This is a genomic window from Sphingopyxis panaciterrae, from assembly GCF_011762125.1.
GTDB classification, from domain to species: domain Bacteria; phylum Pseudomonadota; class Alphaproteobacteria; order Sphingomonadales; family Sphingomonadaceae; genus Sphingopyxis; species Sphingopyxis panaciterrae.
Genome location: NZ_JAASQN010000002.1, coordinates 297,209 through 320,997 on the forward strand (window position 1 = coordinate 297,209; position 23,789 = coordinate 320,997).

Here is a 23,789-nt window from a genome sequence, read left to right on the forward strand (position 1 = left end):
GTCAGAAGCTGTAGCGAACGCTGACGCCATACGTGCGCGGCGCGCTCGGGACGAGGAAGTTGAACGGCAACCCCGCCCCGCGCAAGTCGAGTCCATAGCCATAGGTCTTGCGGTCGAAGAGATTGTTCGCAAAGGCGCGAACCGTCAGCGCATCGTTCGACCAACTCAGCGAGGCATTGACCTTCGCATTCGCCCCCTGTTGCAACTCGCTGTTCACCTGCGGTGTGCCCGGCGCGTTGATCTCGTTGAACGGCGAATAAAATTGCCGGCTGGAATAAGCGACGTTCGGCGCAAAGGTCAGCGCGCCGCCGCCGATTTCAACCATGTCCCATTCGAAACCGAGCTGCGCGGTGAGTTTTGGCGCAAAAGGCAGCGAATTGCCCGACAGGTCGGCGCCCTGCAACGTCAGCTCTTTATATTTCGAGTGGAGCCAGCCCAGCGAGGCGTCGACGCGGAAGCCATCGGTGGGCCGCAGCGTGGTTTCGACTTCGAGCCCGTAAACCTCCGACGCCGGCGCGTTTACGAGGAAGGACACGGGCCCCGCCCGCGTGTCCTGCAGCTGCTGGTTCGAATAGTCATAATAGAAAGCCGAGGCGGCGTAGGTCAGCAGGCGCCCGCCCGCCCGGCCCTTGATCCCGATTTCATAGGCGTTGACCCGTTCGGGCTCGATATAGCCGATGCCCGCCGATGAGGTATAGCCGCCGCCATTGACCGCGCCGGCGCGGTAACCGCGATTGTAACTGGCATAGACGAGCGGGCCGTCGTCGAAGGTGTAGCTGAGCGCGATACGGCCGGTCAGCGCATTGTTGGTGTCGACCAGCGCAAAGCGCGCGTCCGGATCATAGGGACACGTGCCCGCAACCCCTGCGCAGGGCACCGTCGTCGCGAGCGGTGTTTGCGGATCGTCGACCCCGCCGACGAACAGATAGGCGAAGGCATCGTCGTAACGCGACTTATCCTTGGTGTAACGCGCGCCCAATGTCAGCACGAGCCGGTCGGCAAGATCGATGTCGGCTTGCCCGAACACCGCATAGCTTTTGCGGACCTGCCGGTAATGCTGGAAGAAACCGCCCGCCGGGGGCAGCGGCAGGTTGAACGTGTTGTTGGTGATATTGCGGTCCCAGCCATAGAAAAGCCCGCCGACAAAGGTGATGCCGTCGCCCTCATAATTGGCACGCAATTCCTGGCTGAACTGGCGGTAGTTCGAGCGCCAGTTGATATCGAGCAGGTCGATCGGCGATCCGTCGGCCGCCTGCTGCAGATCCTGCTTGCCACCGTCATAGCTGGTGATCGAGGTCAGGCTGAGCGTGTCGCTGAGTTCGAGCGCGATATTCGCCGAGACGCCCCAGGCGTCGGTCCTGTTCTCGCCGATACGGTTCTCGTTCGTCTCGAAGAAGCCGAGGCCGGTGCGCACCGGTGCGAACCCGTGCACCGCCGCCTGCGTTCCCCGATCACGACCGGCATAGGCGCGCAGCACGATATCGAGCGTCTCGGTCGGCTTGACGCGCAGCGACGCGCGGCCCTGCAACGTGTCGACCGACGCCGCATCGCGGCCGCCGGGGAAGACATTCCTGATCTGCCCGTCGCCCTTGGCATAGTTCACCGCAAGGCGGAGCCCGGCGACATCTTCAGCCAGCGTCGCCTCGGCGGCGCCCTGCGCGGTGAAGGTGTCGTAATTGGCATATCCGACCTGCAGATAACCGTTAGTGCCCGAAAGCCCCGGCTTCTTCGTGATGAAGTTGACCGCGCCGCCCGTCGTGTTGCGGCCGAACAGCGTCCCCTGCGGCCCGCGCAGCACCTCGATCCGGTCGAGATCGAACAGCCCCATGCCGTGGCTGGTGCGCGGCGCCAGATAGACGTCGTCGAGATAGACGCCGACCGGCGAGGCCTGGTTGCTGTTATATTCGTTCGCCACCCCGATACCGCGCAGCGAGAAGTTCGGCTGCGTATTGCCATAGGGGCTGTTGATCTGAAGATTGGGGACGGCGCTGCCGAGTTGCGCCGAATTGGTGATGCCCCGGTCGGCCAGCGTGTCGCCGCCCAGCGCGGTGACCGCGAGCGGCACGTCGAGCAAAGACTGTTCGCGGCGCTGCGCGGTGACGACGATGTCGCCGTCGCTGGCGCCTTCATCGGCGGCCGGTGCAGCCCCTTGCGCCATCGCAAGGGTCGACGTCGAAACCGCAAGAAGCGTTAAGAATATGCGCGCAAAAGGCTGTGCAGCCATGATCCTTCTCCCATAAACCGGGCCTCTGCGAGCCCTGTCAGAAGGAAAAACTAGCCCGGTGGACGCCGCATGGCTTTAGCGTGGCTCGCGGCGGGTTTTGACATTTCTTGCGCGCGGCGAGCTCCTCACAGCATCGCATCGACCGGCGTATCCTGCCCCGCCGGAATCGCCTCGCCCTGCCACAGGCGGAAGAGGCGGCTGCCCAATATATCCCCCGGCCCCGCGGCGAAGCGCGGGAAGCCGAAAGTCGTCATCACCTCCGACTGGCTCGCCAGCGCACGGCGATCCTGCGCGACGACGGGTGCGAGGAACAGTCGGATTGCTGCCTGCTTAAGCCACCCCGGCGCAATCCCGCGCGGCGTCGTGAAGCAGGCGAAGGGCATGAAGCTATCATCAGTCGCGGGCGTGAAAAAAGCGGTGACGCACAAGGTCAGCTTCTCCGGCCCCTCCCAGCGCGCCTGCACCGCCGTCGGCGGATGGTAGCGCGAAATGCTGCGCGACCGGTCGCGCTCGAGGAAGCGCGACATCAACCCCAGGTCGGGTTGCTGCTGCTCGATCACCATCGCGATATCGCGGCCGCCGCTTTCGACGAGCAGCGACACGGGCAGCCTTTTGTCGCGGCGCCGGATGAAGCCATGATGCAGATGATTGGTGTGGAACGGGTCCATCACATTTTCGATCGCATCGAACGCGCGCCCGCGCCACGTCCCCTGCTGCCACCAGAAATGATCGTGGCCCGCCGCGCCGAGCGTCGGCGGCAGCGGCGGTTCGGCTGGCGCATCGGCGCCGAGCGTGACGAAGATGCCGCCATGCCTCTCGGCGACACGCAGCGCATCGGCGCGCAGCCCTTCGGTCTTCTCGCCGTCGATCCGGCATCCCGGTACCGCAAGACATGCACCCGCCGTGTCGAAGCGCCAGCCATGATAGGGGCATTCGATCCCGCCCTGACGGACGCGGCCCTCGGACAGCGGAAAATTGCGGTGCGGACAGCGATCGACGAGCGCCCCCGCCTTCCCCTGTGCCCGGAACAGGGCGATCGGCACGCCGCAGACCTTGAGCCCGCGCACGGTCCCTTCCTTGAGCTGCCGCGACAGCGCGACGAGGTGCCACGCGTTGCGGACGGCGTCGGGCAGCTTCATCATGGCAGATCTTCTCCGTCCCACGCGATATCGGCGACCGTCGCGGCGCTGGCGCTGGTTCCGTCGGCCATGCCCTTGAAGGTGAATCCCAGTCCATCGATAAATGCGCCCAGCGCGGGCCGGCGATCGCCGGGCCGGCCGATCACGTCGCGGCCATTGCGCAGCGCCGCAACCCACCCGTGCAGATCGCGGCGGCGCAACGCCACGGCGAGACCGAAGCTGAGCATCGCGGGCAACAAGTGGCGCGGCTGCCCGTCACCCGCAAGGCATCCCTCCTCGCTGCCGTCGATGGAGGCGGCCAGCCTGCCCTCGCCCGCCAGGAAATGGACGCCGCTCGTCGCGCGCGGGTTGCATTCGATCAGCCAGGGCTGGCCTGCGACGTCGAAGATCACGTCACAGGCGATCTGTCCCGTCAGCGACAGATGTCCGGCTAGCGTCACCGCGGCCTCGCGCAGTGCCGCCGCCCTCGCGCTATCCAGCGCCTCGAACCCGAAGCTCGCGCCTCCGCCGAGGCGCCAGTCGGAACGATAGGCCGCGAAGGCGCGCAAAGCGCCATCGCGCGCGACGGCATAGAAACAGGCCTCGGAGCCGACGATACGGCGCTGCGCGATCCATGGGCGCTCGGCCGACGGTCGAACGCCGCGCAACCTTTCGCGCGCCGGCCCGACCAACGCCGCCTCGCCGAACCGGCTGAAACAGGGCTTGAAAACCCACTCGCGCGACCGCCCGGAAAAAGCCGCGACATCGGCTTCATCTCTCAGAATATGGGTCTCAGGTACCGGCATGCCGAGCCTCGCGGCAAGGCGAGCGAAACGATATTTGTCATGTAGTTCGCGCAAGCTCGCAAGCGGGGACTGGAACAGCTTGCCAGCCAGCGGCCGGGCCAGTCCGGGCGCCGCGAGATAAAAGGCTTCCTCGCACGTCGGCACCACCAGATCGACGTCATATTCTTCGACCAACTGCGCAATCCGCGCGGCGAAACCCGCCGGGTCGGCGCGCGGTGCGGGGTAGGATCGGAATGCCCCGGTGCGACCCGACCAGCCGCTGATCCGCGCGGGGACGCTATCGGCGCAGATGGTGCGATAGCCCGCGGCCGTAAAGTCGCGCGCGATATCAAGCGCCGCGGCGGCGCGCGCGCCGGTGACGAGCACCGTCCTAGCCATGCCACATCACCCTCCGCCGCTTGGGAAAGGAAACGGCCGGCGGCTCCGGCGACAGCGTCACGGGTACCGGGATGCCGAGACGATCCTGCAACAGCCCAGCCGCATCAGACGCGCGGCCGGCCGGGCATTTCGGGTCGACACGCAACTCGACCCCGCGCGCGGTGCCGATGGCCTGCCAGGCCGCCGGCACCCCCACGACGCTATCGACGCAGTTCGCCACCGCATCAGGCGTGACTGCAAGCGTTCCCCAGCGCCAGATGTCGCCCACGCGACCGGCGACCGGCCGGACGACGCGCCCGGCGTAACCGCAACGGCATGTTTCGCCGGTCGGCTCGATATAATCGTCGAGCCGGACGCGAACGACCGGCTGGCTGTAATGACGCAGGTCGGTAATCACCGGACGGTATCCTTTCGTCCCGTCAACCGGTTCAAGTTCGACCGCGAGGCTATGCTCGTTAAGATGGAGCGCACCCTCAAGACAAGCCGCCCCCAGGAAGCCCTCGGTCGCCTGATAGATCGACCGTGGCCGGACGCCGACGGCTTCGTTGACCCATTCGATTTCGGCTGCACTCATCGGTTCCGAACCGAAGAAAATGTGCCGAGGCCCGGTTCTCTCGACATCCGACCGCTGCCAAAGATCGGCAAGCGCCAGCAGGTGGTGCGGCGGGGCGATCAAAATGGTCGGCGCAAATTCGGCCAGCTTGTCGCGTGTCTCGCTGGTCGGCAGCGACAACGGAAAATGGGCGAAAGAAAAGAAGCGGCCGCCGACATCGCTGTAAAGATTGCTGTTGGCACGCAGATGGAGCGCGATCCGCTGCGGCCGCAGCATCGCGCCGAGCGGCAGGAGGCGCGCGAGGCTCTGTCCGATATAATCCGCGCGTTCCGCCGCGTTCGCGATAAACAGCCCGCGGCTGCCGCTCGTGCCCGTCGACCAGCCGACGCCAAGTCCTTCGATCGCGCCTTCCGCCGACCCGGTTTCGGCAGCGTCGGCGGCGCCGCATAGCCGGTCGTGGTCGAGCCCAAGGCTGTTCCACGCCCCATAATCGCGGCGCATGTCCGCCGGAATGACGACCGGGAACGCGTCCGGCGCACGCCCCGCCCATGCGGCGAGCGCCGGCGTCTTTTGCAGCGCCGGTTGCAAGGCCGCCCACTGCCGTTCGCGCAGCCGCGCGAGCCCATCGGCGGACATGCGGAGCGCCCGGCGCGTCCGCATGATCGAAGCGATCGTCGCGCTAGACCGCATCGCCAGCTTCATACGCAGCCGCGGCCTGCGCGCAATGCGACGGCAGGATGGCAAGGCCCGGGTTGTTCACCAGCGCGGCGTGAAGATGGCCCAGCGTCGCACGATAAACCCCTGTTTCACCGAGCAGCGCGGTGGTCAGGCGCGGCGGCGGGACGCAGCGCCGGATCGCATCGATCGACCAGGCCGCATCGCCCGCGAGCAATATCGCGCGGCCGGCCTCGTCACGCAGCGCGAGCCCCCAATGGCCGGCGCAATGGCCGGGCAGCGGCACCGCTATCAGGCTGCCGTCGCCCAATATGTCGGCGCCTTCGGCGAAGGGCGCAAAATCGGAGGGAAGCGCGACCCGCGGTGCCTCCTCGAAGAAGGAGCAATCGGCATCGCATTGGGCGGGCACCAGCGCAGAAAGCAATCCCTGTCGCACGCGCCGAAAGCGTCCGGGACGGCGCAATTCGGCTAGCCCCGCCGACGAGCAGTAAAGCCGCAATCCGGCTAGGTTCCGTATCCCGGCCACATGATCGCCGTGGAAATGCGACACGATGACCGCGGCGATTTCGTCCGCCGCAATGCCATGACCGCCAAGCCACGTGTTCCAGGCGAGATCGGGCGAAATCGCAACGGGCGTCGTCCAGCGGTACAGCCGCTCGGGAAACGGCTCCGTCGCATCGAGGAATGCCGGATCATAGCCGGTGTCGAACAAGATCGCGCCGCGATCGGGGTGACGGATCAGCCCGACCATCGCCGGAAAATCGGTGGCGCATAGGCTGGCGCCGCGCATCGTCATGAAGGCAGGGTGCCGGCAAGAACCGCGCGCCAGCCATCGCAGTTCGACGCGCTTCATGGCTGCCTCCTTGTTCGCGCCAGCATCGCCGCCTCGGCAAGCAGCGTTTCCAATCCATCGTGGCTCGGGCGAAAGCCCAGCAGCCGTTCGGCTGGCGCGATGTCGAAACTCTGCGAAAAAGCCAGTGTCGCGAGCGTATAGCGCGTCAGGACCGGCTCCTCCGCCGCGCGCGTCATCCGCGCCGCCGCCTCGGCGATCACGGCAAGACCATGCGCCAGCGGTACCGGCAGGTCGATAAGCCTGGGACTGGTCCCCAACACCGCCGCCAACCGCTGCGCAACATCGCGCACCGCGACGGGGCGGCCGCCGGAAATATTGATCGCGATGCCGCCGATATCGGGCGCGCGCTCCTCGGCGAGCAGGATCGCTGCGGCCGCGTCGCGCAGATCGGTAAATTCGACTAGCGCCCGCCCGCCCCCGGGCAGCGGCATCCGCCGTCGCGCCGCGAAGGCTGCAAGCTTCGGCAGGATCACCCGGTCCCCCGGCCCGACGAGTGCGCGCGGGCGGATCGCAGAGCAGGACATCGCGGCCGAATCGGCGGCAAGCACCATCTGCTCGGCGACATATTTGGTCCGTGCATAATGATTGAGCGCCGGATCGGCGGGCGCGGCGTCGAGACCGATGTTCTCGCGGTGCCGGAACGAGGCGAAAATCGACGGCGAGGAAATGAAGATGAAGCGCCCGCAACCCGCCGCGGCCGCCGCGTCCAGTAACCGCGCGGTCGCGGTGATATTGGCGCGGACAAAAGCGCTTTTCGGCCCCCAACTCGCCGACAGCGCCGCCGCGTGTATCACCGAGTTCGCCCCGGCGACCAGCGGGCCAAGATCGCCCGCTTCGACCAGATCGGCCGACACGAACCGCGCGCCAAGTTCTTCGAACAAAGCGGCCTTTTCGGTCGAACGCCCCGTCGCGACGACCTGATGCCCGCGCGCCAGCGCCGCGCGCACCACCGCCACCCCCAGCCCGCCAGTGGCGCCGGTGACGAGGATCTGCCGTGCCGTCAAACGCGCAGCACCATCGCGCCCGCACTGATCCCCGCCGCCGTGCCAAGCATCAGCACCGTCGATCCAGGCGCGATCCGCCCGCTTTCCAGGCCGTGCGCGAGCACCGTCGGGATCGACGCCGCGATCTGGTTTCCTGTGTGTGCGAAGATATCGATCACCCGCTCGGGACGCGGCTCGAAAAGCCGGCGGACATGCTCGACCCCCGGCGCGCTCGCCTGATGGCAGACGACGGTGTCGATATCGTCGATCGTACAACCGGCGTCGGCGAGGACGCGCGCGAGCACAGCGGGCAGGCAACGCGCCGCCGCCTTGAAGATGCCGAATGCGTCCATTTCGAAACGCGAGCCGGCAACAAGTGCATCATAGCCTTCCTCGACGCGCATGCGAGTCCCCCCGGCGCGCAGCCGTGCCAGCGCATGATCGGCGCCGTTGGTGACGAAATGCGACGCGAGCAGCCCGGCGGGTCCGCCGGACGCGACTTCGACCGCCAGCGCCGCGGCGCCGTCGCCGAAGATCGACATCGTCTTGGGCTGCGACGGATCGAGGCCCGCCGAAGCGATATCGCTCGAAAAGACCAGAGCGCGCCGCCAACGCCCCGTGGCAATACCCATCGCCGCGATATCGAGCGCGGTCAGGAAAGACAGGCAGGTCTGGTTGACGTCGAAGGCGGCGATGCCCGAGCGGCCCAGCCCCAGCCGGTCCTGCACCAGCGCCGCCGTCGACGGGATCGGTTGCTCCATCACGCCGCAGCCGCCGATCAGCACGTCGAACGCCGTATCGCCCCATCCGGCGCGCGCCAGAGCGGCTTGTGCGGCAGCCGCCGCCATCATCGAACTGGTCTCGTTCGGGTTCGCGACATGCCTTGCCCGGATACCGAACTGTCCCTCGGTCCATCCCGCGGGCTGGCCGAAACGCGCATCCAGTTCCTCCGAGGTCTTCACGCGCTCGGGACGATAGGCGCCCCAGCCAGCGAGCTTCATCGGGATCATAGGCCTTCTTCCCATCATCATCCCGCAACTTCTACCCGATTAATTATGCACTGTTCAATATAAAAATTAGACGCTGTTTAATTTCGGTGCTAGCGCGAACACATGGCACGACGTTCGGACCATAGCCCCAAGGAATTGCGTCAGCTTTTGGTGGCTTGCGGCCATGCGCTGATGGCCGAGACCGGCTTTGCCAAATTTTCAGCGCGCGCTGCGGCGCGGCGGGCGGGCTACACCGTCGGGACGATCTACAACGTCTTCGGATCGCTCGATTCCTACCTGCTGGCGATCAACACGCGCACCTTCTCGCTCTGGGCGGACTGGCTCGAAGCGGCGCTCGCGCGCTGCGATGACGGCGATGCGCGCATCGAGGCGCTGGTGCGCAGCTATTTCTCTTTCGCCGAGCAGAACCGGCATTGCTGGATGGCCATTTACGACCATCGCCGCCCTGTGGACCTGCCGCTCGACGAGGCCGATATGCGCGAACGCCATCGGCTGACCGCGATCGTCGACCGCGAAGTGACCATCGCGCTCGGCCGCGACGAGGGTGAAGCGACGCGCCGCCTCGTCCGCTCGCTCATTGCAACGGTCCATGGCCATTGCGCGCTGCACCTCGGCGGCAGCTATGCACTGATGGACGAGCCCGATCCCGAGACGCAGGCCGTCGTCCGCGCCCGGGAGATTCTGCAGGCGAATCTTGACCCCGCCTGGGCGTCTGCGCCGGTCTTGAACCCTACGCCGTCGCCCGGCGCGTCGCCCACAGCCCGAAACTCGCGATGATCGCGTAACAGATCAGCGGCACCGCCAGGGCGAGCCGGATATTGCCGCTGACGTCCGCCACCGTTCCGAACAGATAAGGGACGAGCGCCCCGCCGATGATCGCAGTGCACATGATGCCCGATCCTTGCGGCGTCTGCTCGCCGAGCCCCTCGGTCCCCAGGCTGAAGATCGTCGGGAACATCAGCGAATTGCAGAAACCGACCAGAATCAAGGCCCAACCCGACAGCGCGCCCGTCGTTACCGCCGACAGGATGATCAGCGAAATCGCCCCCGCCGCAAAGGTCGCAAGCACGCGTCCGGGCTTTGCCAGCCGCAGAATGAACGCGCCGACCAGCCGGCCGACCAGCGAGCCCGCCCAATAGACCGCGACCAGCTTGCCCGCCGTCTGGAGATCCAACCCCATCACGCCCGGATCGCCGAGATAGGCCATCAGATTGGAACCGATCGCCACTTCGGCGCCGACATAGACGAAGATGCACAGCGCGCCGAACTGGACGCGGCGGTTGTGGGTGAGCAGGCCCCAGGTGCCCTCAAGTTTCACGGCGTCGGTCTTGGCGTGGTCGAGCGCCGATCGATACATCCAGAACACCGCCGCGATGACCAGCATCAATATGCCGAGCCACATATACGCGGTGCCGATCGATGCGCCCTCGGCGACACGATAGGCGTGAAGCTGCGCCTCGCTCGCGGTCTCGGGATCGATCGGCTGCGAATTGCCGAGCAGGAAGGTCGCGCCGCCATAAACCATCAGGGTGACACCGATCGAATTGAACGACTGTGCAAAGGTCAGGCGGCTGTGCGAGGTTTCGATTGGTCCCAGGGTCGTGATCACCGGGTTCATCGCCACCTGGAGGACGGTGATCCCCGCACCGATGCCGAAGAGCGCGGCGAGAAAACCGGTGTAGGACGCTGCGGCCGAGGCCGGAATGAACAGAAAGGACGCCGCCGCCACGATGACGAAGCCGAGCACGAAGGTTCGGATATAGCCGAGCTTCGACATAATGATGCCGGCGGGGATCGAAAAGGCGCCATAGGCGATGAAGAACGCCATCTGCACCAGATTCGCATCGGCATGCGTCAGGTGGAACATCGCCTTGAACTTGCCGACCAAGAGGTCGTTGATGTTGGTAACCCCGCCGAGCAGGAAGAACACCGCAAAGGCCAGGATCAGCACCACCCTTGTGCTGCCGCCGCTCTTGCCCGCGCCCTCGACCGGGTTCGGGTCCGTATTCCTCGCGACGTTCGGCGCCAATGCCATGTCCTTCTCCCCAGATTGCCTTGCGGACCGGCAACGCGACCCTTGTTTGTGCTAGCTTTCCCTTGCTTAGCCCTGCGCCGCAGACGGACAAGGCAGATTCTCGCCGACGGCTTCGACATTCGTATTCAACAATGTCACCGTGAGCCCCTTGTCACCGGTCACCGTCGCCGCATAGCTGAGCCGCGTCAGATCGGCGCCCGCATCGGCGAAGCAGCGCAGCGGCACCTTGATCGTCGACACCTGCCCTTTCGGCGCCGCGGTGACCATCGCCGAAATGTCGAAGGTCACGCCGCCGAGCGCCAGCTTCACCGATCCCTCTCCCACTGAGTCAATCCGCCAGTCGAGCCGCAGTGCAAAGCTATTGTTGAGCTGACGCGTCAGGTCGGCGCTCGGTCCCGACAGGTTGAACGATGCGGGACCGGTCCAGACGAATGACTTGCCATCCTCCTGCGCCTTCACATCGACCGAGCGCGCTTTCAGCAGGCCATAGCTGCTGTCGACCGGCGCCGATTCGACCTGCCGCGAGCCGCCAGCATCGACGATCGACAGCGTCCACGGCGCCCGGGCGCGGCCGCCCGAGAAATATTTTTCGACGTTGAGCATGCCTGCGATATCGACACCGACAACCTCGGACAGCGCCGGGACGCTGGTTTTGTCACCATAGCCAAGGCCATAACCAACCGCGAACTGCGGCTTTTCGACCGGCGAACGCGCGTCGGCGGGCCAAGCAAAGGGCAGCTTTCCGGTAAACCCGCGCGCCGTCCTCCCATCCTTGCCCGCGACCAGCACGTCGGCGACCCCTGCAGCCTGCGATCCCGGCAGCCAGCCTGCAACGAATGCGTCGGCGGCATTGATTTCGGGGTTAGTGAACATCGGGCGCCCCGAGAGGAAGAGCGCGACGACAGGGATACCCGCGGCCTTCAGCTTTTTCAGCGTCGCAAGATCCTTCGCTTCGGCGGGCTGGTAATCGAGCGTCGGCACGTCACCCTGAAACTCGGCATAGGGCTCTTCGCCGAACACGACGATCGCGACATCGGGCTTTCCGGTATAGCTGCCGTCGGCCGACAGCGTTGCCTTGCCGCCCGCTTCGCCGACCGCCTTGTTCAGCGCTTCCCAGATCGTCTGACCGTTCGGGAAGTCGGCATGAGTTACATCGGTGCCCTGCCAGCTGATCGTCCATCCGCCTGACTGCATCGCCATATTATCGGCGCCGGGGCCGGCAACGAGCAGTTTCGCGCCTGGCTTGATCGGCAAGACGCTGCCATTGTTCTTGAGCAGGACCAGTGACTTGGCGACCGCTTCGCGCGCGACGGCAAGATGTTCGGGGGCGCCGACCGCGGCGAAATCGCCGCGACTTCCATGCCCCGCCTCGAACAGCCCCAGCTTGTATTTCACGCGCAGGATACGACGCACCGCATCGTCGAGCCGCGCCTTGCCGATCCGGCCGTCCTTCGCCTGGGCCAACGTCGTTTCGTAAAGCCCCTTCCAGCTGTCGGGGGCCATGAACATGTCGAGCCCGGCGTTGATCGACTGAGCGCAGTCGGTGACGCTGCATCCCGCCACCTGGCCGTGCCCGTTCCAGTCGCCGACGACAAAGCCGGCAAAGCCCATCTTGCCCTTCAGCGCATCGGTCAGCAGCCCCTTGTTGCCGTGGTGCTTGACCCCCTGCCAGCTCGAAAAGCTCGCCATGACCGTCAGCGCCCCGGCATCGATCGCGGCGGGATAGCCCATGGCATGCTTCGCGATCAGTTCCTTCTCGTCGATCTTGGCATCGCCCTGATCCTTGCCCTCGAAGGTTCCGCCGTCGGCGAGGAAATGCTTGGCAGTCGCCGCGACATGCGTACCGTCGACGGCCTTGCCCGCCACCAGCGGCCCTTGCAGGCCCAGCACCATCGCCTTGGCATATTCGGCGATCAGTTTCGGGTCCGAAGCATAGCCCTCATAGCTGCGGCCCCAGCGCAGATCCTGCGGCACCGCCAGCGTCGGGGCGAACGTCCATTCGATGCCGCTCCCCGCGATCTCTGCGGCGGTCACCGCGCCGATGCGCTGGATCAGTTCGGGATCGCGCGCCGCGCCGAGCCCGATATTGTGCGGGAACAGTGTCGCGCCGGGAATATTATTGTGGCCGTGGACGGCATCGACACCGAAGATGATCGGGATAGCGATACCGTTCGCCTGCGCCCTCATCGACACCGCGCGGAAATCACCGACCAGCTTCGCCCAGTCGGCCGCGCTCGACCGCTCGTTACCGTTCGGGCCGCTGTTGCCGCCGGCCAGGATCGATCCGAGCGGATAGGTTTCCAGATCCTTCGGCGTAATCGTGCTGATATCACCCTGGATCAACTGGCCGACCTTCTGCTCGACCGTCATGCGCGCGAGAAGCGCATCGATTGCCGCCTCTATCCTGGCATCGGTGATCGCGGCAGGGCTTTTCGCCGTGGGCCAGAGCGCGGGATGCACGTTGGCCGCGTCCGCGCCGGCGGTTTCGGGTGCCGCTGCGAAGGCGGTGCCCGCCAAAAGCAGAGTGGTCGCCACAGCTATCGCCTGTCGCCGCATATCTCTCCCATTCCTCATTATCTGATCATCAAATGTGAACGTTATCAATCATTCTTTCGCATAGCATGCGAATGAAATCAAGGGGCTGTTTCAGTACGCTTGGGAGGGGCGCGGCATGGTTGCCAACAGAAGGACGGCGATGCCGGTCAGCGCAGCCAGCAGCAGGAACAGTGCGCCGAAACCGAAGCCCGGAACCAGCGAAATCGTCAACCATGGCATGATGAGCGACGGCACGGTGTTGGTGAGGTTGAAGATGCCGAGGTCGCGTCCGCGATGTTCGGCGCGCGGCAGGATGCGCAGGGTTTGGCTGGCGTGCAGCGACAGAAAGACGGTCGTCGCGACGCCGAATACCAGATAGCAGGTCTTGGCGAGATCCGGCCCGTCGGCGAAGGCCATGCCGAGCATCCCGGCCGCCGACACCGCCGCGCTGACCACAAGCGGCCGGAACGGCCGGTCGTTGCGATCGGCCCATCGCCCTGCGACGAGCGCGATCGGCACCGCAATGGTCAACGCAAAGCCGAAAATGCGCGCCTTTTCGTTATCATGCATGCCGGGGTCGATCGAGCGGAACCAGAAATAGAGATAGGCGAAAAGCGCCGCCTCGGCGATCTGGACCAGCAGCCGCGCCAGCCACATCCGTACGGCGGGTCCGCTCGGACCGCGGTCGTGCATACCGTCGGCTGTGCCGGGCGCCGCGGCGGTGAGTTCGGGAAAAGGCCGCGGCCGGCCAAACAACAGTACCGGCAAGATCGCGCCGGCAACGAGCATGGCGATGACCACGAGCCGCGCTTCGGCCGACACCAGTCCGGGCATGGTCACGAGCGCGCCCGACCAGGCACCAAGCGCGGGAGAAAAGGCGAGCAACCCGCCGAGCAGCCCCTTCTGGTCGTCGGGAACGCAGTCTCCCGCCCACGCCGCGAGCGGCCCGAGGATCATGTTGAGCGCCAGTTGCCATGCGACGATGATACAGATCAGCGTGCCGACGTCCCGCGCCAGCGGTACCGCAAGCAGCAGCACAATGGTAAGCAGGAGACCGGTCGCGACCCAGATGCGCCGGCTGCCTGTCCGGTCGCTCAGCCAGCCGAAGGCGACTCCGGCAACGCTGGCGGCGATGGCGCCGAAGAAGGTGACATAGCCAAGCGACTGGACGTCGGCGTCGCCCGCAAGCGCAGTCATCCGCGCGGGCAACCAAATGGTCAGGAAGGGAACATAGGCCATCGCGCCGCCCGCAGCGGCAAGGGCATAGAGCAGGAGGAAGCGAAGCGACTGGCGGCGCGACGCGCCCGCGTCAGCCATTGCGGTCCGCAGGCGGCGCGCCCGTCGATCCCCGCTGAACGAGACTGCCGCTGACCACTGTCGGCTTGTCCGGCCTCGGCCCGCCGCGCTGCGCCGCGATGATCAGTTCGACCGCGCGCGAGACGGTATCGGCAACGGGCTGGTCGACGGCGGTCAGCGGCGGCTGGGTAAAGCGGACGATGGGCGTGTTGTCGAAACTGACGATCGACAGCGCGCGCGGCACGTCGAAGCCGCGTGCGCGCGCAACCTCGAGCGTCGCCAGCGCCATCTGGTCGCTGCTGGCGATGATCGCGGTCGGCGGCTGCGCGGAATCGAGCAATTGCCGTGCCGCATCCTCCCCCGACGCATAGCCAAAGTCGCCCTCGATCAGGAGGTCGTCGACCGGAAGATTGGCTTCGGCCATTTCAGCTTTCCAGCCGTCTATGCGCCATCCGCTCAGATTATATTCGGGCGATCCGGCGATAAAGCCGATCCGGCAATGCCCGAGGTCGATCAGGTGCCGCGTCGCGAGCCGCGCCGATCCTTCGTCATCCATCGTCAGCGCGATCCCGGCTTCACCGCCAAGCGAGCCGATGCGCGCAAAAGCTATCTTCTGGTGATGGAGCAGCCCGACGATGAGCGGATTGTCGGAATGCGGCGGGGTCAGGATCACGCCATCGGGCTGCAAAGCCGCGATCGTAGCGCGCAATTCGCGCTCGACATGGTCGGTGTGCGTATCAACGAGTTCGAAGATCATGCGATAGCCGAGCTCGGCGCATTTCAGCATGCCGCCGAGCAGCATCTGGTCGACCCAGTCGACGCCCTGCCGCCCGCGCCAGTCGGCGATCGTGCGTTCGCGGTCATTGATCGCCAGGATCAGATAGGAACGCGAACCGCTCATCCGTTGCGCCGCGATCGACGGCACATAACCGAGCTTGTCGATCGACGCCTGCACCCGTTCCTGCATTTCGGGACGGACATTGGGTTCGCGGTTGATGACGCGACTGACCGTCTGCAGCGATACGCCCGCATCGGCCGCCACATGCTTGATCGTCACCGATTGACGCCGACGCCCCATCAATCATTCTGCCTTACATTCGCTTCGCAACAGGGCCTGCTAGCCGCATCCTCGCCGCATTGCCAGACACGAACCCTGTCGATTTTCATCATTGCCGGATATCCGCACGCGTCAATGCGCCCGCGGGGCAACGCGACGCGCCCGCACTCGCCAGCATCAGGAACGATGCGGCAACAATCATGCCGGTGCGGGAACCTCTGCCCCGCAGTAGCGGGCGACATAGGCGTGATGATCCGGCAAAGTCGCGACGGTGTTCGTCACATTGTCGCGAAGCGTCTGGAACAGACGTTCGAGTTCGTCGTCGCGCAATTTTCCGGCGATCGGGTGATAGCTTTGCGGCTCGATCCCCTGCCCCATCATCACCTGCACCCAGCTGTTTTCAGCGAACAATTCCTCATTCTTGCGGAAGACTCGGCCGGTTTCGCGGAACAATTCGATCTTCTGTTCCAGCGAGGCGGGGATCGGCATGTTCGCGACATGGCGCCAGAAGGGGCTGTCGCGGCGGTTCGTCGCCTTATAGTGCAGGATGACGAAGTCGCGGATCTGTTCGATGTCCAGCCGCTGCTGGTCGTTGAATTCGGCGGCGTCACGCTCGCTCACGCGTCCGTTCGGCATCATCCGGATGAAACGCAGCACCGCGCGCTGGATCAGATGCACCGTCGTCGCCTCGAGCGGCTCGACGAAACCGCCCGCCAGCCCCACGGCGACGCAATTGCGGAACCATTGCCGGCGCCGCACGCCGCCGCGGAACTTGATGTCGAAGGGTTCGATCCGCGGCGTGCCGACGCTCGACATCAACCGGTCATAGGCGGCATCGCGCGATAGATAGCCGCTCGAATAGACGATGCCCGCCCCCATGCGATGCTGGAGCGGGATGCGCCACTGCCAGCCGGCATCATGGGCGATCGCCTGCGTATAGGGCGGCGGCGGGCCGAGATGATCGGACTGGACCGCGATCGCGCTGTCGTTCGGCAGCCAATGGCCCCAGTCTTCGAAACCGGCGTGCAACGCGCCGTCGATCAGCAGCCCGCGAAACCCCGTGCAGTCGACGAACATGTCACCCTCGATCCGCCGCTCGCCGTCGAGATGTAATGCCGCGATATCACCGCTTTCGCTGTCAAGTTCGACACGGGCAATTTTCCCCTCGACGCGCTTCGCGCCGGCCTCTTCGGCGAGCTTGCGCAGGAAGCGGCCGTAGAGCGTCGCGTCGACATGATAGGCATAGTTCATCCGGTCTTCGGGCAGGTGCGCGAATTTGCCCTGCAATCCGGCGACGAGTTCGAGGCAATAATCGTCATAGGACTGTTCGTGCCCGCGCGTCTTGCCGTGCAACCAGAAATGCTGGAATCCCGCCGACCAATGATCCTTCCCCGACAGGCCGAAGCTGTGGAAATAGCGGTGGCCGTCGTGCTTCCAATTGTCGAACAATATGCCGAGCTTGAAGGTCGCCTGCGCCGCGCGCATGAATTCGGGTTCGGGAATGCCGAGAATGCGGTTGAAATTGACCAGCGGCGGAATCGTCGATTCACCGACCCCGATCGTCCCGATCGCCTCGGATTCGACGAGCGTCAGGTCGACCGTATGCCCCATCGTTCGCGCGATCGCCGCCGCCATCATCCAGCCGGCGGTCCCGCCGCCAGCAATCACGATGCGACGGATCGGCTTTTCTTCGTTCATCGGCTTAATGTCCTCAGCAAGAAGGCGCGCAGCCGCCCCGCACTCTCGCGAGTGAGCGGGGCAAGGATGCCGCGGGCCGGTTCGGGGATATGATCGGTCGCCTGGGGGCCATTATCGAACACATAATGGTCGAACATCGCCCGCCAGACCGCCTTGTCCGCATCGGGCAGGTCGCGGATCGCGAGGATTGCATGGTTGAGCGCGTCCTGCGGCTGGCCCAGCCAGGCGGGGCTACGGCGCCACCAATAATTGACCAATATGTTGAAATCCTCGAGCCCCTCGACATGGTGCCACCACATCGACGGGATGAAGATTGCGTCACCCGGTTCCAGTTCGGCCGTCTGCGCCTCGGCCATCGCGTCGACGAAGCCCGGATGCGCGCCCAGGTCGGGGGCATCGAAATCGACCATGCTGACGACGCGGCCCGCCGGCGTGTTGTCGATCGGCCCCAGATAAAGATTGGCGAACTGGTGCGGCGGAAACAAGGTAAAACGGCGGCGGCCGGCGGCGCAGCAGGCCAGATTGTCGGGAAAATCATTATGCGCCGCGATCCGCGTGCGCGTCCCGATCCAGATGCTTTTCAACGGATCGCGCGTCCCGAGATCGATCGGATTCGCTTCGTCGAGCCCGTCGAAATGCGACGGGATATCGATCGAGGCGAGATAGACGGTGCGGACGTCGCCGGCCTCCTCTGCCTTGTCGATGCCCGCAAAAATATCGCCGAGCTTGCCCGTCCCGACGCGAAAATTCATCGCCATATCGGCATCATAGAACAGGCGCCCGTCGTGCCCGGGCGGACCGATCGATACTTTGAACGGCCGATCGCGCGCGTGATCGAGCAGATAGCGCCGCACCGCCCGCCCGCCCTGCTTGCCTGCCGCCACCAGCGGCCAGTCGGCAACAACGCCGCGCAGGACAAAGGGCTCGCGCGCGCCTTCCAGCAACGCGTCGAGCCCCGCCCCTTTTTTCCATTCGCGCTCGGCCACTTTAGCCAAGCGGTCGTAAATGGGCCGGTCGCGTTCAGCCACTGGCCAGCCTGCAGTTCTTGCGCGCGACGAGCGCCGAAAGCTGCGACAGCGACGCCAGCGCCATGAAGATCGGCATCAAATGCCCGCCGGCGTGCAGGCGGCCCAGTGCGTCGGCATCGAGCGCTTGCAGCTTTGCCTCGTCGATGATGTGAAAACCGACGAGCGAATGCACCGATCCATCGTCGAGCGTTACCTCAAGGCTGAACGGCTCGAGCAATTCAAAGTCGCAGAGCGCGTCGAAAAACGCCCCGCTCGCGCGATAGCCTTCATCCAGATCGCCAAGCCGCCCGGCGATATCGTCCAGATACGGTGTGGCGACGCCATCGACGTCGAACAGGCGCACGCCTTCGCCATCTGCCGCGATGCGGGGATGGCCAAGGTCGATATGGACCTGCCCCGGCCCGTCACCGCTAGCCGGGCGCCCGATCAGGAAAGGCTGGATCGCGAGCGACAGCGGGCGATAGCGCGCGTCCCAGCGGTCGCCGTCGAGGAACAGATTCTCCCCGGCCTCGAACCCGAACATCGCGAGCGCGGTGAAATCGCCCTGCCCCATTTCGCGCCGGAACAGGATCGGGAAATGCCCCTGCACATTCCGGAATTCGTTGGGCACGGTCAACGTCGCCATCACCGCGTCGCCCAGGTCGGCCCCGGCATCGACGCGCACGCGAAGCTCGCGGTGGGCATGGCTGTCGAGAGTGGCGTGCTGGGTCATTCGACTCTTTCTGGTTCGGCCGCGGCGCGATCAGCGGCCAGGGCATCAAGATATATCCGGTTCGTCGGCAACCCGGCGGCAAGCGTCCGCGCGCGCTGCCGCATCTCGGCGAGCGCCGCGGTGGCCCGGTCGGTCGCCGGCCAGCCGGCGGGCGCGGGAAAGCCCATGCCATAGAGAATATATTGATGGCTCTGCGCCGAGAATATCTCGTCGACATAGGGAAAGTCCCACGCCGACGGCGGCTGGTTTTTCCACAGCGCCAGCATTTCGGTGAGGTGCGGCGGGATATGCTGGGGGTCGCGATGCGCGCGCCAATAAGGCTCCTCGCGGCGGCTCAGCACATAATGGAGCTTCAGAAATTCGACGATGCGGTCCCAGCGGTAGCGGAACAGCTTGTTGAAACGGCCGGCGTGAATGTCCATCGCGGCGCGATCGGCCGGGAAATTGTCGGTGAGCGCGCGCAGTGACAATTCGATGAGGACGATCGCCGAGGCTTCGAGCGGTTCGATGAACCCCGCCGCGAGCCCGATCGAGATGCAATTGCGCTCCCAAAAGCGTGCCCGGTGGCCGGTCCGGAAGCTGATATGCTTGAACGGCACCCCGAATGCCTTTGTTTCTGGAGCCGCGCCCGGCAGCTCGCGCGCGATATAGTCGCGGAGGATGGTTTCCGCGCGCTCGGCATCCATGAAGCGGCTCGAATAGACGCAGCCGATGCCGCGCCGCGACGGCAGGCCGATGTCCCAGATCCAGCCCGCCTCATGCGCGGTCGCGATCGTCTGCGACGCAATCGGGCTGCCCGGCGGCACCGGCACCTGCGATGCGATCGCGCGGTCGTTGAAGGCATGCTCGCTGCGGTCGATCCATTCGACGTCAAGCGCGTCGCCGATCAGCAGCCCCTTGAAGCCGCTGCAGTCTATGAACAGGTCGCCCGCGATCTCGCGCCCGCTACGCGTCGTCAGCGCGGCGATGTCGCCGTTGTCGGCGTGCCTGACCCCGGTCACATGATCGAGGATGTGGGTGATCAGCGGACTTTGCTTCGCATGCCTCGCGAGCAAGGCGCCGAATTTCTCGGTCGCGAAATGATAGGCATAGTTGGTCGCGCCCTGATAGTCGGGCATCGCACGCTGGCGCGGCGCGAGGTGCAGGTTGCAGACCGCCGCCTGCGCGCTCATCGCCGCCGCAAAGGGCTGGTCGGGCGCCGAGGTTTGCCATGCCGCCAGCAACTCTCCCGTCGGCACCGCGGGCGGCGTCGTGAAAGGATGAAGATAGCTGTCGCCCGCCGACCCATCGAGCCAGCCGTCGAAGCGCGAAGCCTGCTTGAACGCCCCGTCGCAGGCGGCAAGGAAATCCCCCTCGTCGAGCCCGATCGTCGCCAGCGTCTGGCGGATCGTCGGCCAGGTCCCTTCACCAACGCCGACGATCGGGACATCGGGCGCCTCGACCAGGGTGATCGACAGCGGCGCCGCCTTGGCGCGGCGCGAGCTGGCGATCAGCGACGCCGCCAGCCAGCCGGCGGTGCCCCCGCCCACGATGACAACCCTCTCGATCATGTCATTCATTGTAACCGATCCTAGGCCCACGACTGCCCCGCGTCACGCAAAAGAGCCGCGCCTGTCGACGGCGCGGCTCTCTCGCCTGCGAAGCCGGCGGACGGAGCCGCCTGCGCTAGAAGCTGAACCGGACCCCGGCGGCATAGCGGGCAAAGCCGGGCTGGACAAAGGTCACATTATTCTTGTGCCGCATATGTCCGCGCCGCCCTTCGCCAGTCAGGTTGATCGCCTCAACGAAGCCCGTGATGCCCGGAATGAACTCATAGCTCGCGCTGGCGTCGATCTGCCAATATTCCTCGATATAGGTCGGGTTCGGCCCCGAACTCTGGAGGAACTTGTCGCGCCAGTTCCAAGCGACACGCGCCTGGAGCCCGTTCTTGTCATAATAGGCGACGGCATTGGCGCTGTCGCTGAGCCCGGTCAGCGCGAACTGCGGCACCGTCACCGACGCGGGCTTCGCATTGTCATAGATCGCGTCGCCGTTGACGATCGTATAGTTCAGGATGACACCGAAGCCCGTATCCCAGAAGCTGTGCTGGATCGCGAACTCCCAACCGTTGATCGATGCGGTGCGGTCGTTGTTGACCGGCGTCGTGATCTCGAAATTGACGAGCGGATCACCCGGTGCCGCGTTGATCGTATTGCCGGTCACCGTGTCGGGGAAGGTGTTGATGATATATTGCCGGATTTCCCCAAGCGTTGCGTCGGCCCCCAGCGCAGCGAGTGCCGCCTGCCAACGCGGGCCATTGACCGGGGTGGTAATTCCGGGCGAGTTATAGTCGATCCGCGTCGAGGAGATGAAGTTACTGACATCCTTATGGAAATATCCGACGGAGAGATAACTGTCGCGGCCGTAATACCATTCGGCCGACAGGTCGATGTTCTTCGACTTGTACGGGATCAAACCGGGGTTGCCCAGCGAACCCGTGCCGCCGCCGACGCGGAACAGCGTATCGATCGTCCGGCCGCCCTGCATGCTGGCATAGTCGGGGCGCGTGATCGTGTGGCTGTATGACGCGCGCAGTTTGACATTCTCCATCGGCGAGATGTCCAGATCGAACGCCGGCAGCCAGTTGTCGTACGAGCCCTTGAAGCGCGTGAATGCGCTTTCGTCCGAAAAGACGACATTGAATTCATTCTCGCCCACCCAGGTACTGGTCACCGGCACCGGCACCAGTGCCGCCGAGGCGATGTCGGTGGTTTCGTAGCGGATGCCGGCAACGAAATGCGCGGGATTCTGGAAAAGATCGAACTCGGTCGCGACCTGCAAATAGGGCGCGATCGTCTTTTCCGAGATACGCCGGTCGGTATTGAATACGGCCAGACAGGTTCCCGGCTGCGCCACCCCCGTCGCGGGATTGCTGCACGCCTGATAATTCTGCTCGACCAGATCGGCCATCCGCTCGAAATCAAAGCTGTAGAAGCTCTGGATCATGCCGTCCTGCGCCAGGCCCGGGAATTTATCGGGAAGCGTCACCAGCTTGAAAATATCGTCGGGAATATCCGACGCTGGCCCCGCCCCGCCCCAGGTGTCGTCGTTCTGGATCGTTCCGAAGGCCGAGCGCACCTTGCTGTCGACATAGGAAACACCGAAATCGATGCTGTCGAGAAAACCGCCGTCATGATCATATTTGCCGCGGAGCTGAACCTGGTTGATCCGGTTCCGGAAATAGGCGTTGCGGAACGCATTGCCGGTGGGCGTGATCAGCGAGGTATTCAGCGGATCGATGCCCGGATGCATGCCATAGGAAATGATCGGAAGGTCATTTTCGAAATTGATCGTCTGATTGGCGACGCCGAACACGGCATTGCCCAGCGACATGCTCGATCCGAACCGGTTGACCGGCTTGACCTCGGCGGTCGAATGATGCGCATCGAGTTCGATCGTCACGCCGCCCGGCGCTTCCCAGCCCAGATTGAAGCCGAGCGACTTATTCTCGGCCCGATTTTCCTGAAGCGCACCGCTATAGGACAGGTCCTTGCCGACCTGGCAATTATCGGGCGCCGGCGGCGATGGCGCCACGCAGCCCGGATCGGGCGGCCCGAATTTCTCGGAATAGAAGAGCGGCCCCGCAACCGGGCCATCGGTCCACGCACTCGACGTGTCGCCATGGTTGAACCACACGCCGACATTGCTGTTTCGCGTTTCGACAGTGTTGCGCGAATAGATATAATCGATCGTGGCCGTCAGGGAATCGCTCGGGCGGAATTGCAATACCGCCTGACCATTAATTCGCTCGCGGTCGATGTCGTTGAGGTCGTAGGATGCGTTTTGCGCCACCTGATAGACGTCGTCCGGACCCGGCCGGTTGGTGATATTTGCAGCCCCCGCCGACCCGGGCTGCGCCAGCGAACCCCAATTATTCTCGCTACCCAGATAGCCGTCGCGCCACCCGACGTTCGCCGAGTTCGTGCTCGATTTGCGCCGCTGGTACGAACCGGCAATCATGATACCGATCGTATCGTCGGCAAAGGTACTGCTGAAGATGCCCGACACTTCGGGGGTAACCGGATTGCCCTGGTTGCGCGACGTGTCATACACGCCCTTGACCGACAGGCTGCCGCGCATTCCCGGATTGTCGAGCGGGCGCGGGGTGCGGATGTTGATGGTCGAGCCGATACCGCCCGACTCGATCGTCGCACGGCCGCTCTTGTAGACTTCGACCGCAGCGATGCCTTCGGAGGCAAGATTGGCGAAATCGAACGAACGCGACGACGGCGCACTGCCGCCATCGCCGATTGTCGCGGTCGGCACCTGACGGCCGTTGACCGTCACCAGGTTGAATTCGGGACCGAAGCCGCGAACCGTCACCAGCGACCCTTCACCGTTGTTCCGGTCGATCGACACGCCGGTGATGCGCTGCAGCGATTCGGCGAGGTTAGTGTCGGGGAATTTGCCGATATCCTCGGCCGAAATCGCGTCGACGACGCCCTGCGCCTCGCGCTTGATCGTCGCCGAGGCTTCGAGGCTGGCGCGGATGCCGGTGACGACAATCTCGTCGCCATTCACTTCCCCGTCGGCAGGCGCTTCCTGCGCCGCTGCCGCCTGCGCGATGCCCATCAGGGACAGCGCGGAAGTACTGACCAGAATTTTGGCAAGCCACTGCTTTTGAGACGCCCGCATCCCTTTTCCTCCCAAATCAACCGCTCATTTTTCGGCGGTATTCCCGTTATGTGAACGTTATCTAAATGGGAACGTTATCATTGTCAACGCGTCGGCTGTCCGATTCCGGACATAATGCTGCGCATTATGTGCAGCAAACGTATGCAACATAATC

General features: G+C 64.8%; 17 protein-coding genes. 1 reads left to right on the forward strand and 16 read right to left on the reverse strand.

Annotation, left to right across the window (positions count from 1 at the left end):
* Position 1: 1 nt before the first annotated feature.
* The 7 genes from FHR22_RS09050 to FHR22_RS09080 form a co-directional block, all read right to left on the reverse strand.
* Positions 2-2,224, reverse strand: a complete 2,223-nt coding sequence (locus FHR22_RS09050) for a TonB-dependent receptor (RefSeq protein WP_166941317.1) — start codon at positions 2,222-2,224, stop codon at positions 2-4.
* A 125-nt stretch (positions 2,225-2,349) separates the two neighbouring features.
* Entirely contained in the window at positions 2,350-3,366 is a 1,017-nt protein-coding gene (locus FHR22_RS09055; RefSeq protein ID WP_166941319.1) for an aromatic ring-hydroxylating oxygenase subunit alpha, read from the reverse strand.
* Positions 3,363-4,526: an ATP-grasp domain-containing protein gene (locus tag FHR22_RS09060; RefSeq protein WP_166941321.1), complete on the reverse strand. Its 1,164-nt coding sequence runs from the start codon at positions 4,524-4,526 to the stop codon at positions 3,363-3,365. The genes FHR22_RS09055 and FHR22_RS09060 overlap by 4 nt, the downstream gene beginning before the upstream one ends.
* Positions 4,519-5,769 (reverse strand): cell division protein FtsA, encoded by a 1,251-nt coding sequence (locus FHR22_RS09065; protein WP_166941323.1) that lies wholly within the window; start codon positions 5,767-5,769, stop codon positions 4,519-4,521. The genes FHR22_RS09060 and FHR22_RS09065 overlap by 8 nt, the downstream gene beginning before the upstream one ends.
* Positions 5,759-6,607 (reverse strand): MBL fold metallo-hydrolase, encoded by an 849-nt coding sequence (locus FHR22_RS09070; RefSeq protein WP_166941325.1) that lies wholly within the window; start codon positions 6,605-6,607, stop codon positions 5,759-5,761. Before FHR22_RS09070 ends, FHR22_RS09065 begins: the two co-directional genes overlap by 11 nt.
* The gene (locus FHR22_RS09075; RefSeq protein WP_166941327.1) at positions 6,604-7,611 is read right to left on the reverse strand and encodes an NAD-dependent epimerase/dehydratase family protein; all 1,008 of its coding nucleotides are present in this window, start codon (positions 7,609-7,611) and stop codon (positions 6,604-6,606) included. The genes FHR22_RS09070 and FHR22_RS09075 overlap by 4 nt, the downstream gene beginning before the upstream one ends.
* Positions 7,608-8,600: a 3-oxoacyl-[acyl-carrier-protein] synthase III C-terminal domain-containing protein gene (locus FHR22_RS09080; RefSeq protein ID WP_208417598.1), complete on the reverse strand. Its 993-nt coding sequence runs from the start codon at positions 8,598-8,600 to the stop codon at positions 7,608-7,610. The genes FHR22_RS09075 and FHR22_RS09080 overlap by 4 nt, the downstream gene beginning before the upstream one ends.
* Positions 8,601-8,702: 102 nt before the next feature.
* Between FHR22_RS09080 and FHR22_RS09085 the strand changes: the two genes are divergently transcribed.
* Positions 8,703-9,377: a TetR/AcrR family transcriptional regulator gene (locus FHR22_RS09085; protein WP_166941331.1), complete on the forward strand. Its 675-nt coding sequence runs from the start codon at positions 8,703-8,705 to the stop codon at positions 9,375-9,377.
* On the opposite strand, the gene FHR22_RS09090 is transcribed toward FHR22_RS09085, so the two are convergent.
* From FHR22_RS09090 to FHR22_RS09130, 9 genes are all read right to left on the reverse strand, one after another.
* On the reverse strand, positions 9,331-10,635 hold the full coding sequence (locus FHR22_RS09090; RefSeq protein ID WP_166941333.1) for a sugar MFS transporter: 1,305 nt from the start codon (positions 10,633-10,635) through the stop codon (positions 9,331-9,333). The two genes, FHR22_RS09085 and FHR22_RS09090, sit on opposite strands and share 47 nt — an antisense overlap.
* A gap of 66 nt (positions 10,636-10,701) precedes the next feature.
* Positions 10,702-13,191 (reverse strand): glycoside hydrolase family 3 protein, encoded by a 2,490-nt coding sequence (locus FHR22_RS09095; RefSeq protein WP_166941335.1) that lies wholly within the window; start codon positions 13,189-13,191, stop codon positions 10,702-10,704.
* 90 nt (positions 13,192-13,281) lie between these two features.
* Positions 13,282-14,487: an MFS transporter gene (locus FHR22_RS09100; RefSeq protein WP_166941337.1), complete on the reverse strand. Its 1,206-nt coding sequence runs from the start codon at positions 14,485-14,487 to the stop codon at positions 13,282-13,284.
* Complete coding sequence (locus FHR22_RS09105) at positions 14,480-15,544, reverse strand: LacI family DNA-binding transcriptional regulator (protein ID WP_166942584.1); 1,065 nt, start codon at positions 15,542-15,544, stop codon at positions 14,480-14,482. Before FHR22_RS09105 ends, FHR22_RS09100 begins: the two co-directional genes overlap by 8 nt.
* A gap of 177 nt (positions 15,545-15,721) precedes the next feature.
* Positions 15,722-17,221 carry a tryptophan halogenase family protein gene (locus FHR22_RS09110; protein WP_166941339.1) on the reverse strand — a complete coding sequence of 500 codons (1,500 nt, stop codon included), beginning with the start codon at positions 17,219-17,221 and terminating at the stop codon, positions 15,722-15,724.
* Positions 17,218-18,249, reverse strand: coding sequence for a cupin-like domain-containing protein (locus FHR22_RS09115; protein ID WP_166941341.1), 1,032 nt, complete (start codon positions 18,247-18,249; stop codon positions 17,218-17,220). The genes FHR22_RS09110 and FHR22_RS09115 overlap by 4 nt, the downstream gene beginning before the upstream one ends.
* A complete protein-coding gene (locus tag FHR22_RS09120; protein ID WP_166941343.1) occupies positions 18,242-18,961 on the reverse strand; it encodes a SapC family protein in 720 nt (239 codons plus the stop codon). Before FHR22_RS09120 ends, FHR22_RS09115 begins: the two co-directional genes overlap by 8 nt.
* Positions 18,958-20,520 carry a tryptophan halogenase family protein gene (locus FHR22_RS09125; protein ID WP_166941345.1) on the reverse strand — a complete coding sequence of 521 codons (1,563 nt, stop codon included), beginning with the start codon at positions 20,518-20,520 and terminating at the stop codon, positions 18,958-18,960. The genes FHR22_RS09120 and FHR22_RS09125 overlap by 4 nt, the downstream gene beginning before the upstream one ends.
* A gap of 106 nt (positions 20,521-20,626) precedes the next feature.
* The gene (locus tag FHR22_RS09130; protein WP_166941347.1) at positions 20,627-23,635 is read right to left on the reverse strand and encodes a TonB-dependent receptor; all 3,009 of its coding nucleotides are present in this window, start codon (positions 23,633-23,635) and stop codon (positions 20,627-20,629) included.
* Positions 23,636-23,789: the final 154 nt, after the last annotated feature.